This window comes from Gardnerella vaginalis ATCC 14018 = JCM 11026 (assembly GCF_001042655.1).
GTDB lineage: Bacteria > Actinomycetota > Actinomycetes > Actinomycetales > Bifidobacteriaceae > Bifidobacterium > Bifidobacterium vaginale.
On the sequence record NZ_AP012332.1, the window covers coordinates 20,711 to 33,007 of the forward strand.

The following is a 12,297-nucleotide window of genomic DNA, read 5'->3' on the forward strand; positions in this document are numbered from 1 at the left end:
GTTCTTGTACATAAACCAAAAGTAGATTATCTAATCTTATACGAAAAAATCAGGGTTAAGAAATCATCCTAACCCTGATTTTTATTATTTATTAATCTTATCTACTTACTTATTATCTACTTACCCCTTAGTAAGGCGTTGCTGTGTATGCAGACATTTCTCTTAAGAATGGTATATTTGCCGAAACAAACGGGTATACCCATTGCATAAGTATCATAATGCATATTAGGTAGATAATTAAGGAGAGAATTAATCTCACTGGAAGAATTCCAGGCTGTAGCCTCATGAGTCCGCCAAAGATGCTGAATTCAGGCTTTGGCTTTAGACCTGCTTTAATCTCGCGTCTTAATGGCCACTGCCATGCAATAGCTCCAGCAGCAAAGATAATCAAATAAACTATCAGCGCGCCAATCATAAGCGGAACAAGCGAATCGAGATGAGAGATCAAAGATTGTTGCTCGTTATTAACAAACTTAACTTTTCCGTTTTCATCTAAAGTAGAAAGCTCTTTTGGAATACCGTCAGAAACTTTAGCCCAATAGTCAAGCTCTCCAAAGCTAACAAAGCGGAACTTAGGTGTAGAGAACTTAGGTTCGCATGTAATAATGGTGATCATGCGTTTCTTTGGCTCTTTACTATGGTTTATTGGATCTGGGTCAAGAACCTCAACCTGTTCTGGTCTAACAATCTTGTGAGTAATGTATTTGTAAACGAACCAATAATCTTTAGTTCGAAGAATAATAGAATCTCCCTTTTGGAACCTATCAACATCCGCAAGAGGCTGACCATAACCATTGCGGTGACCAATAATTGTAATGTTTCCGATTTCTCCAGGCAACTCAGTTTTAGGATAATGACCTAATCCTCGACGATTAAGTATCTCCATATCTACACCTTCAATAACATTACGCTCCCATTGATCACCGAAGCGTGGAATATAGATTCGTGCTAGAAGATCTCCATGTTTAACGCCCTGTAATTTAGGAGGATTGTCTACTTGAGGAAGAGCAATTTTTGTTTTAGGACCAGCAGCAGGGTTTGTCCAAGAAACAGATTGACGTGTTTCAACTTGTATATGTTCAGCTTGTGCACCCGTCCACCACATCTGCCAGACAATATACAGTGCACAAATAACAGCGAAAGAAATAAGAAGTTCTCCTACAACACCAACTGCTTGCCAGATAATACTGGTTTTGCCGTGTTTAGTTTCGCTACGTTCGTGCATATTGTTAGAACGCTTCATGTTACTCCTTTATTGCCTGTTGGAATGGTGTTGTGGCGAAATATTACTACTAATAAAATCGGCATCTTTTGGAACCGAAGCATATCGTAGCGGCTGTAAAAGTGCAGAAGATTCTGCGAATTTTAGATTACTCTTTTTTTCCACTTTCCATCCCAACCCAAAACCGCTGACATAGTCTTTATATGTTCGAATTGCTGGAGAGTCATCCAGCGCATCTACCATGTCTTCGATTGAGCCAATAGCAGATATTCTATACGGTGGCGAGTACTGATGACCTTGTAGCATAAGCACATTTCCGATACAAACAACAGCAGAATTGAATAGTATGCGTTGGTCTTGGATTGTTATTGCCTCTGCTCCGCCTCTCCAAAGGGCATTTACCACCGCTTCTATGTCTTGTTGGTGTATTACGTAGTCATTTATGTTTGCGGAGCTTCCAGACCCGTTTACGGCTGTTTTCCACAGTGGTGAATCGTTTAGTGTAACACTAATTCCAGGTCCCTGTATTGCTGGGAGTATTGTGCTAGCACCAGTATCGTCGGAAGAATCTGCATCATTTGTATTATTCGTTAAAGTTTTGTTTAGAAGATTTACCTGTGAATCTAGCTCTTTAACATCTTCTCTTAAGCTTTTTGCTCTTTGAGAATTTCTTTCTACCATCTGACCGGTGTCTGATGTAACAAACGCTGTACGATTAATACGCAAGTTAGTAATAAATAAATATCCTGTAAAAGAGATAGCTAATGCCACAGCAATGCTTCCCAACAGCGATTTTTTAGCGCTGTGTTTACCTGTTTGTCTAGCCATAGCATCCAGTCTTCTTATTGCGTTCGAGTGTAACTATTATTATAGCGTGTAGCCGATTGATTGGAGAGTTACTGTTATGGCTGACGAAGAATTAAACACATTGAATGCTGCTTCATCTGCCGATGCTGGCGAAGCAAAAGAATCTTCTAAAGAAGATTTGTATGGCGTGCCTATGGAGCAGGTTGAAGCTGTGCTGAATGCGACTGCGGACAAAGATTCTTTGTCTCCGCAGATACAGCGAATGATGAAGCGTCAAGAAGAAAATACTCGTAGAGTTGAAGAGTCAATTAAAGGAACAAAGGCTAATGCTGGTTGGTTTGTTCCGCTTTTCTGCACGCTTATGATTGTTGGTTTGTTCTGGGCGGTTGTTTACTACCTGAATCCTTCTCTACCAATTCCTGGAATTGGAGCATTTAATCTTTTGATTGCAGCATGCTTGGTTATGGCTGGATTCTTAATGACAATGTGCTGGAGATAAAAAGTTAATAGAACTTTTTAAATCTTGATTAATGGCTGCGTGCATGAGTGCGCAGCCATTAATTTATTTATTGTATATTATCTGTTTATCTGTTACTTGACTTGCTCTAATAATTACGTGCTGGTTTTTACTATCCGTAGTAGCCAGAATTCTAGTTGTACCACCATCTTTTAATTTAAGTTTTTTCTTCAAATCATTAACACTAATTGGAAAATTGTACGTGGCTATATTCGCGTACTCTAAGTCTGAAATAATTTGCTTGATTTCTTTTTTATTCATGCTGCAGACTCCTTCTATTTTCCAAATTTTTCCAGGAAAATCAGAGTTACAATTTTCTGAAATAAAAATGTGGCTGTTGCTTGCGATTTGATAAACACCATATTTTTGTATTAAGAGATTGAAACATCCTGCTTTCATAATAGATGCGTTTGGCTCATAAACATATTTAGCTAAATTTCTCCAATTTTCCATAACATTTGTGACATTATTTGAAATCTCGTAAGATTCTTCAACCTTGTGTAAAGACGAATCATATTTTGCGCAAAAAACAGTAATATTTTCATTGTTAACGCAATGAATCTCAATAATGTTATGTAAATTTGCGTCCAATACTAAAAGTAATTCTTTGCATTCATTGTTGTGAGAAATTATGTGTACCTGACTAACGTTTCCGTTAAAATCACATATAGCTTTTCTCCAATCAAGCATTGGGGATAGTTTTATAATCACAAATTTTGAAGCATCTAGCATCTGTGACTTTAGGTTTATAACATTCGGAGTGCAATCTTCTATAGCGTATGTTCTGGATCCTTTTTGGTCGCGTCTTGCGGGATCAATGTAAATAATGGTAGCTGAATTTACGTTATTTAATACTTCAGAGCTTGTGCAATTTACGCAATGAACATTTTTTAATCCCATTACAATCATATTGTGCTGGCTAATAGCAGATAATTCTTCTTGTTTTTCTGCGCAAATAGATTCACTGAATTCTTTGCTCATTATTGCGCAATCTACGCCAAATCCGCCAGTTAAATCAATTAGTGTAGTGTTAGACTTGTTTAAGTTATTATCTTTTATAAGATTATGAACTATCTGCGCCTTATATTGTGCGGTTGCTTGCGATGAACATTGTTCCATCGAAATGTGAGCTGGATATATTACTTGTTTATTCATATACCAATTAGGCAGTTTTGTTTTTGCAATCTGTTTTCCGCTTATTTGATTAACGGCAAATAAAACATTGATTTTGGGATTATTAGATGCTTTTAAAGCAGCATCTTCAGGGTTAGCATCTTGATTTTCCTTAATAAAATCAAGTGTTTCTTGGCTTTGTGGATTTAGATGTTTTGGATGATTGAATTTAGATTGCATAATTTTATTTCTTATTAAGATTGGAGAAAATCACAATTTATAAAAAATGTGGATAACTTTTATGCACTTGTTAACAGGTTTTAAAAGACTGAGTTATCAACGTTTGTGTACAACATTGTGGATAACGTGAGCAGATATTCCCATGTTATACCCAAGTTATCCACTTTTGTGTCCACAATTGTGGAGAACTACATACGTGTAATTTAAAGTTGATTAGCATATACATAACATGCAAATAGATAGGAGCACAATAAGAATCAGTAAAGAATATATAGCAAAACGTTCATTAAAAGATGCTTTTTTAAGAATCGGATTATTAACTCCAAGCAAAGTAGCCAAAATTGTTCCAGTGATAAGACCACCAACATGAGCCTGCCAAGCAATATTTGGAATAATAATAGGCATAGCTAGAGTTAAAGCAATCCATATCAAAGTTCCTCGAGTATTTTCACCGAGTCTCCATTGAGCTACAAGAAGTGCCCCTATAAGCCCCATAATTGCACCTGATGCACCATAAGCCGACAAGAACCAGTTTCCTGTAATTTTGCAGTAAAGTAGGGTTGCAACGCATCCTCCTAGTCCTGAAATGGCATATAGGAAGAAGAACTTCCACCTGCCAAAGAATTTCTCTAATTCTATTCCGAGAGAATATAAGCAGAGCATGTTGAAAAATATGTGGCTAAATCCAGGAGAATGGACAAACATAGATGTAAACCAAGTCCAAATAGATTTTTTAATCAAAAATGGAGAAAATGCTGTATTCTCAATAAGTACTTGATACAAGTTTGGCGAAAAAGTATGAAGAATAATTTCAACAAGCCAAACAAACACACAAATATAAATGAGTGAATATGTAGCGCTTTTACAATTAATCTTAAAACGCCTAATAATATTTTTTACATCAAAATTGTTCATAAAATAACATTATCTAATCGCATACACAAAGTTTAAATATTTGTAACCAATCTATATGATAAAAAAGATGCGAGTATTGAAAAAAATCACTATGATAGTGAGTACGCGAGTGAAACTCGATATAAATTGTTGACTTGGACGAGCAGGTCAGCTTGACGAAAGGAGCCATCATGGAGAACAGGTCCTCTGGCGGTTGGAAGTTCTTTGCACTGCTCTTTGGAGCACTGCTCGCAGGTATTGCAGCATTGTATGTATACAAGCAGCATAATCCTGATTATGATCCATGGGAGCAGCCATGGGAGAACAGCTCTTCACCAATCGATTTAGGTGCTGAAAAAACAGATAAGGAAGAATCTGAAGTAGCTAAGCCAGTTGAGGCTTAGATAGAATTAAAATTCTTATACTCAGATTTTTAGCTATATAAGGTGTGAAGTTCTGCACTTATAGTGCATAGTTTCACACCTTATTTTTTTTTTATTTTGATATTTATTTTTAATTATTTTTATAAATAAAAAAGGCTGTGACCAACAAACGCTAGTCACAGCCTTTTTTATTAAAGCAATTTTTAAAATGCTTTTACATAATTATTCAGCAGTTGGAAGAGCGCCAGTGTGCCAAATGCGATCGAGGTAATCTTCGATAGAGCGATCAGAAGAGAAGTAACCAGAGTTGGCTACGTTCAAAACTGCCATGCGAGCCCACTTCATAGGATCGCGGTAAGTTTCCTCAATTTGAGCTTGAATATCCATGTAAGAGCTAAAGTCAGCCATTGCCATGAAGTAATCGTGAGTAAGCCAATCATTAACGAGTGGCTCATACGCGCTCTTGTCACCATTGGAGAATGTGCCGTCAGCAACCATGTCTACAGCAGTCTTCAATCGAGGATCAGACTCGTAGTACTTGCGGGAGTCGCCGTGATCGTAGCCTTCAGCATAGAGCTTCTCAACCTCGTCAACAGTCATACCAAAGAGGAAGAAGTTCTCAGCGCCAACGCGTTCACGAATCTCAACGTTTGCACCGTCGAGAGTACCAACAGTCAAAGCACCGTTCAAAGCGAACTTCATGTTACCAGTACCGGAAGCTTCCTTACCGGCCTGAGAAATCTGCTCATCCAAATCGGTTGCAGGAATCAAGTTCATAGCAAGTTCAATGTTGTAGTTCTCTGGGAAGAACACTGCGAGCTTGCCCTTGCATGCTGGATCGTTGTTCACAACGCGAGCAACATTGTTGATGAGCTGAATCGTAAGCTTTGCCATAGCATAGCCTGGAGCGGACTTAGCGCCGAAGAACACGGTGCGTGGAAGCATCTTGTCTACGTCGATTGTGCCATTCTTGATTCCAGCGTATGTGGAGATAACCTGGAGGATCTTCATGGACTGGCGCTTGTACTCGTGCAAACGCTTAACAATGGTGTTAAACATAGTGTCTGGGTTGATTTCAAAGCCATACTTGTGCTTTGCAAAATCAACAAAGGCAAGCTTATTCTGCTTCTTAACTTCAGCAAACTTCTTAACGAATGCTGGATCGTCAGCCAATGGCTTCAAACCTTCAAGAAGCTCCAAATCACCCTGCCATGCGTCAGTGCCCAAGCCCTCAGTAATAAGAGCAGACATGCGTGGGTTGCTCAAGCGCACGAAGCGACGAGGAGTTACGCCGTTAGTAACGTTCTTGAACTTATCTGGGTAAACGTTGGAGAAGTCCTTCAAAGTGACATCCTTCAACAACTCAGAGTGAAGCTCAGCAACACCGTTAACATAAGAACCACCGTAGGTAGCCAAGTAAGCCATGCGAACTACAGCACCTTCGCCATTTTCGTCGGCGTCGGTAGCGATACGCATGCGCTCAACCTGATCCTCAGCAACGCCTTTACCGCGAAGCTCATTGCGGAACTGCTCGCTAATGCCTTGAATAATCTCAAGGTGGCGTGGCAAAAGTTCGCCAATAAGCTTTGCTGGCCAAACTTCCAAAGCTTCTGGAAGAAGCGTGTGGCAAGTGTAGTTGAAGGTCTTGGTGGTAATGCCCCAAGCGGTGTTCCAATCGTAGCCGTACTCGTCCATAAGAACGCGCATAAGCTCTGGAATACCGATAACTGGGTGAGTATCGTTCAACTGGAAGTTGATTTTGCTTGGGAAGGTGGTGAGATCCGGCTTATCCTGACCTGGATAGAATACGCGGATAGCATCATGAATAGAAGCAGCTACGAAGAAGTACTGCTGCTCAAGACGCAAAGCCTTGCCTTCTGGAGTGGAATCTTCTGGGTAAAGAATCTTAGAAATGTTTTCTGCTGCAACCTGTGGCTTAACAGCATCCAAGTACTCAGACTTGTTGAAGGTGAGCAAATCAAATTCGTCGTAAGACTTTGCAGTCCACAAGCGAAGAGTGTTTACGCGACCAGAGTTGTATCCTGGAACCATGTAATCAACTGGAACTGCGCGAACAGACCAAGCTGGTTTCCAAACGCGCTTACCGTTTTCTTCAACAACTTCGCCGCCGAAGTTAACGCGCTGATCTCGACCGTAATCGATGTGACCCCATGGCTCTTCGTTGCTAAGCCAGTAATCAGGGGTTTCTACCTGCTTACCATCTTCGTCGAAGCGCTGCTTAAAAATTCCGTAACGATACTGGATGCCGTAGCCAAATGCTGGCACGCCGATAGAGGCGAGCGAATCGATGAAGCAGGCTGCGAGACGACCCAAACCGCCGTTACCTAAACCTGGCTCATACTCAGCATCGATAACAGCTTTTGGATCGAAACCAAGCTTAGTTACAGCCTTGTTGAACTGGTCAGTAAGACCAGCGTTAAGCAAAGCGTTCTCAAGCTGCTTGCCCATCAAGAACTCTGCGCTCAAATAGCCCACAGCCTTGGTGTTGCCGTTAATCATGTCATGCTGGGTCTGCATCCAAGAGTCCATCAAGTGGCGACGGACCGCGGTAGCAGCGGCAACATACACATCAGCCGTAGTGGCCTGTTCTGGCGTGACACCTTGAGTGTACTTCAGATGTTCTTGAAGTTCTTTGGCAAATGTCGCCGCAGTTGTCTTGGCTTTCGGCGCGACGTGTTTAGTCATATTTGACTCCTTGTGCCGTGAATAATATATTTACCTAAAATGTGCGAATAGCAACCCCTGATTATGTTGGTTGTAGCCGCGCCAAATTGCACTTAACAAGACGGTACGCGGCAATGCACACGTTTTCATTGTTGATGATATCACAACCCCAAACACTTATTAAGAATTATTCACAATATGACTTTTATTAAACTTTTATCTAGCTTTGATTTAGCTTTAATAAAACGCTACTAAAAATACAGATAATAGTCATGTAATTCATGAGATAATTCAAATATGACAGTTATAAGAGAAAAAGATATAAATCGCGCTAAAGAATCATTTAAATTATGGGAAAATAAGGCGAAGGCGTATGTGAAATCTTTGCAAGATAAGGAAAATTTCACATGTATTAACAGCAAAACTCTTGAAGTTAGTAGAGATGATGAAGCAATGGCTGTTAGGTATTCTCTTTATGTTTTGGAATCAATAGCGCCTGGATTTGCTGTAGAGGTAAGAGTAGCGCCCTGGGGAGCTATAAAAATCCTAGAAGGTCCACAATCAGATCCACACAATCTAACGCCGCCTGATGTTATAGAACTAGACCCAGATGTTTGGTTGCGGCTTTCCTGTGGAATAACAAAATGGAATTACGAGCAGCAAATTGGCAACATAAGTGCAATTGGAGAGCGAGATAACCTAAGCAATCTGCTGCCCGAACTCACAAAATCTCTTGCATGAGAATAATTTAATTCAACAATTTAATTCAACAATTACTTGTTTATTATTTTTAAATTACTTCTTATGCATAAAATTCGGCATAGGCATAGGAATATGGTGGTGGACCGTGCCAGAATTGCCGGACGATTTATCTTTGTTAGCTGCAGACGCAGCTGCTTCAGCAGCCCACTTAGCGTAATCGTCTAAATCGTCATCGTTGCAAGGAACAGAATCGCACGAGTCTTGCTCTTCATTAGCGTCTTTAGAATCGCTATCATCAGCAAAATCAGACGAATCTTCTTCCTTATCAAGATAATCTTTAGATTCATCATAATTATCAGATTCAAACGGATCGAAGGATCCCTGACCAGGCTCGTGAGTATTAAGCTCCTTAGCAAGCTCGTCATAATCCGTATCGGTCGTCAGGTATTTGAGCTTACGGGCAATTTTCTGTTGCTTTGCCTTCTGTCGTCCGCGGCCCATCTGACCCCCTCATATTTACCGAAACAATCAATTCATCACACAAGAGCGTACCACTGTGCCGCAACCGAGTATATTGTCTGAGTGAACTTTTACCATAAAAGCCATATTTTTAGGCTTAAAAATCGCAAGAAAAATCGCGTGCGTAAGGAGTTAGAAATGTCAGAAGAAGCACAAGTTACGGCTGCTGGAAACGAGATAAGCGCAAGCTTTGTAGCAGCTCAAAAACGTTCAGACGCAACGCTTGAGAAGCTAAAAGCAAATCCTAGCTCCTTTACAATGCTTACGGGAGATAGGCCAACAGGAAGACTTCACTTAGGTCATTATTTTGGTTCGATTCGCGAGCGTGTCGCAATGCAAAATCTTGGCGTAAACACAAACGTGATTATTGCAGACTATCAGGTGATTACAGATAGAGACACTGTTGAACACGTAGAAGATAATGTACTAAATCTTGTTCTTGATTATATGGCTGCTGGAATTGATCCTAAGAAAACAATGATTTTTACACACTCCGCTGTTCCTGCAGAAAATCAGCTTATGCTGCCATTTTTGTCTTTAGTTACAGAAGCCGAATTGCATAGAAATCCTACTGTTAAAGCCGAAATGGAGGCTTCGGGTCATGCTTTAACAGGACTTTTGCTTACGTACCCAGTGCATCAAGCTTGCGATATTTTGTTCTGCAAAGCAAATGTTGTGCCAATTGGAAAAGATAATTTGCCACATATTGAGATTACGCGTACGATTGCTCGCAGATTTAACGAGCGTTATGCAAAGAAGAATCCTGTTTTCCCAGAGCCAGCTGCGATTCTTTCGGATACGCCAGAAATCCCAGGATTAGACGGACGCAAAATGAGTAAGTCTTACGGAAACTCGATTATGCTGGGCGCAACTGCAGAAGAAACAGCGAAGCTGATTAAGAAAAGCCCAACTGATTCTGAGCGCACAATTACATTCGACCCAGTGGCTCGCCCACAGGTTTCTGCTCTTTTAACTACCGCTGGATTGGTTACAGGCAGAGATCCAAAAGATATTGCGCAAGAAATTGGCAACGCTGGCGCAGGAGCATTAAAAGCGTATGTTATTGAATCTGTAAACAACTTCCTTGCTCCACACCGCGAGCGTCGTGCGGAATTGGCAAAAGATATGGACGCTGTGAGAGATATTTTGCACGATGGAAATGCAAGAGCTGCTGCGATTGCGCAAGAAACACTTGATCAAGTACGCGAAGCAATGAACATGAAGTACTGATTAGCAATATTGATTAGCAATAATTAAATCTGATTAATTCTTGCTTGATTGCATACAAATAAAACGCCCAGTAGTCGCTGGGCGTTTTTGTTTAGGTTTATACTATTTTGTTTATTTTCGATATTACTAAATGTCGTATCGCCAGCTTTTATCTGTTATAACTCGCGCAACAGCAAGTCCTAATGGCAAGCAAATAATCACCATAAACGCGCGGAAAGTCCAATCTAAAGCAGGAAGAGTATTAAACTGTCCAAGATAAAACATTGCGCGATACATATAAAGTCCAGGAACCATAATCACAATAGATGGAACAGTAAGACCAATACGCGGATAGCCCAAATATTGAGGCGCCCAACCCCTATGAACTACAGATCGCCAAGCAGAAGCCAAAAGACCAGCAAGCAAAGCGCCAGTAAATGCTGCGATTTCTGCAGCAATACCAAAATCAGCCATAGTTAAGCGCAAAGTATCGGTAATCGCGCCGATTATTCCAGCAACGAAACACATTCTTTGAGGAGAATTAAACAGAACGGAGAATCCCCACACGCCTGCAAACGCTGTAATCATTCTAAGAACAGCATTAAGCCAAGGATTTAAGCCCAGTGGAGTAAAGCCTTGGGGATTAAGTTGAACAAGGCTTGCAACCATCCAGCCAGCAAGAGTACCCATTAGAATAATCGCCATTGTGTAGCAAAGTCGCTGAATGCCAGAAGGAAAATCAATCTTAGCAATATCTAAGCCGCCTGTAATAAGAGGAAAACCTGGAATTACAAACAAAACAGACCCAATATAAGCTGTATTATGATGCAAAGCAGCAGGATCAAAACATCCAACAAGTCGAAGAGAAGCAATGCAACTCAAAGCGCCAACAGCAACAGCAATAAACGTTACAACAAATTGGTTTAGATGATGCATAAACATGCGTCTTCTAACATAATGACCAATGCCAGCTCCAATAAAAGCACCAAGCATATCGTAAGCGCCGCCGCCGAGCAAAAATGCGAAGGACGCGCACGCCACAGCAGACGCAAGACCCGCAAACCAAGGCTTATAAAGAGGCTTACGATTTTTAATTAAATCGAGACGGTCGTGAACTTGACGAACAGTAAGCGGCGCGGAAGAATCGCAAGCGGGATTTTGATTAGATAAAGCGGCGGAATTGTTTTTAAGATCTAAATTCAAATTATTTTGAGAATTTTGAACATTTTTGACATTTTGAACGTGAGAAAAATGCTCAGCATACGTTCTTTCTGGTTGAAGCGCAAAAATCCCGCGAGGTTTTTCTTTGCGAATCGCCTCTTGAATTGCCATTTTTTCTTCGACTTTTGCAGCGTGCTCCTCCGACTGCTTAGCTGTTTGAACAATCGCATTCTCATTGCTGCTAGCTTGAAGAGTGTCCACCAACTCCTTAGAAACAGCTGCCTTTGAATGATATAAGGAATCATTTCCAAGTTTAACATTAAACCAATCTGCAAAATGTTCGAGAAGCCAAATTCTCTCCGTATTTACGCCAGTAGTAGGCAGATCAACAACTTCGGTAATGCGCTCATGCTTATCTGTGCAAGTAGCCTCAATATCGGTTAAATTAACGTCTGCACGAACATTTACACCCATAGGTTCGCCAACGCGGTGCATAAGCTCGCGAACGCGGTAGCTTCCAGTTCCTGCGCCTAAGCCAAGAGCACCAACTCGAATAATAATGCTGGATTTTGCTGCAATCCCAGCTTCCGTAACTGGTTTATCCCAATCGCGCTCAACATCTTCCATATCTAGCGGAATCGCGTGCGTTTGGAATCTTCCAGAAGGTTTTCCTACTATATGACCAGTCGGAAGTATTTGTGGAGTATTGCCTATATTACTGTTTGAATTACTATCAGCGTTATTCTCTTCTATGCTCACAATTTTTAGTATACGCAGCGCGTAGCCTATAAGAAATTTATAGAAAAAATCAGTCCTAAGGTCGGTTCACAATTATTTTGGAATCT

11 protein-coding genes are annotated in these 12,297 nt (G+C 40.6%); 4 read left to right on the top strand and 7 right to left on the bottom strand.

Going from position 1 to position 12,297, the window contains the following annotated elements; all coding sequences use genetic code 11:
• Window positions 1–127 precede the first annotated feature (127 nt).
• Both GAVG_RS00085 and GAVG_RS00090 read right to left on the bottom strand, forming a co-directional pair.
• A complete protein-coding gene (locus GAVG_RS00085) occupies window positions 128–1,243 on the bottom strand; it encodes a class E sortase (protein ID WP_004114002.1) in 1,116 nt (371 codons plus the stop codon).
• Window positions 1,244–1,252: 9 nt separating this feature from the next.
• Window positions 1,253–2,050 (bottom strand): DUF881 domain-containing protein, encoded by a 798-nt coding sequence (locus GAVG_RS00090; protein WP_004113998.1) that lies wholly within the window; start codon window positions 2,048–2,050, stop codon window positions 1,253–1,255.
• Window positions 2,051–2,126: 76 nt separating this feature from the next.
• On the opposite strand from GAVG_RS00090, the gene crgA reads away from it, so the two are divergent.
• Window positions 2,127–2,528 (top strand): cell division protein CrgA, encoded by a 402-nt coding sequence (crgA, locus tag GAVG_RS00095; RefSeq protein WP_004113997.1) that lies wholly within the window; start codon window positions 2,127–2,129, stop codon window positions 2,526–2,528.
• A 63-nt stretch (window positions 2,529–2,591) separates the two neighbouring features.
• Here the strand turns inward: crgA and GAVG_RS00100 are convergent, their stop codons facing one another.
• Both GAVG_RS00100 and GAVG_RS00105 read right to left on the bottom strand, forming a co-directional pair.
• On the bottom strand, window positions 2,592–3,899 hold the full coding sequence (locus GAVG_RS00100) for a THUMP-like domain-containing protein (RefSeq protein WP_009993794.1): 1,308 nt from the start codon (window positions 3,897–3,899) through the stop codon (window positions 2,592–2,594).
• 213 nt (window positions 3,900–4,112) lie between these two features.
• Window positions 4,113–4,814, bottom strand: coding sequence for a rhomboid family intramembrane serine protease (locus GAVG_RS00105; protein ID WP_009993795.1), 702 nt, complete (start codon window positions 4,812–4,814; stop codon window positions 4,113–4,115).
• A gap of 170 nt (window positions 4,815–4,984) precedes the next feature.
• Here GAVG_RS00105 and GAVG_RS00110 point away from each other — a divergent pair, with 170 nt between their 5' ends.
• The gene (locus tag GAVG_RS00110) at window positions 4,985–5,197 is read left to right on the top strand and encodes a hypothetical protein (protein ID WP_004113993.1); all 213 of its coding nucleotides are present in this window, start codon (window positions 4,985–4,987) and stop codon (window positions 5,195–5,197) included.
• A gap of 201 nt (window positions 5,198–5,398) precedes the next feature.
• Here the strand turns inward: GAVG_RS00110 and GAVG_RS00115 are convergent, their stop codons facing one another.
• Window positions 5,399–7,882, bottom strand: a complete 2,484-nt coding sequence (locus tag GAVG_RS00115; protein WP_009993797.1) for a glycogen/starch/alpha-glucan phosphorylase — start codon at window positions 7,880–7,882, stop codon at window positions 5,399–5,401.
• Window positions 7,883–8,158: 276 nt separating this feature from the next.
• On the opposite strand from GAVG_RS00115, the gene GAVG_RS00120 reads away from it, so the two are divergent.
• Window positions 8,159–8,602, top strand: a complete 444-nt coding sequence (locus GAVG_RS00120; protein WP_009993799.1) for a sterol carrier family protein — start codon at window positions 8,159–8,161, stop codon at window positions 8,600–8,602.
• Between the two features lie 54 nt (window positions 8,603–8,656).
• Here GAVG_RS00120 and GAVG_RS00125 read toward each other — a convergent pair whose 3' ends face one another.
• Window positions 8,657–9,064 (bottom strand): DUF3073 domain-containing protein, encoded by a 408-nt coding sequence (locus GAVG_RS00125; protein ID WP_004113981.1) that lies wholly within the window; start codon window positions 9,062–9,064, stop codon window positions 8,657–8,659.
• Between the two features lie 156 nt (window positions 9,065–9,220).
• Between GAVG_RS00125 and trpS the strand changes: the two genes are divergently transcribed.
• Window positions 9,221–10,312, top strand: coding sequence for a tryptophan--tRNA ligase (gene trpS / locus GAVG_RS00130; protein ID WP_004573597.1), 1,092 nt, complete (start codon window positions 9,221–9,223; stop codon window positions 10,310–10,312).
• Between the two features lie 126 nt (window positions 10,313–10,438).
• Here the strand turns inward: trpS and GAVG_RS00135 are convergent, their stop codons facing one another.
• Window positions 10,439–12,211 (bottom strand): threonine/serine exporter family protein, encoded by a 1,773-nt coding sequence (locus tag GAVG_RS00135; RefSeq protein ID WP_013399371.1) that lies wholly within the window; start codon window positions 12,209–12,211, stop codon window positions 10,439–10,441.
• Window positions 12,212–12,297 lie beyond the last annotated feature (86 nt).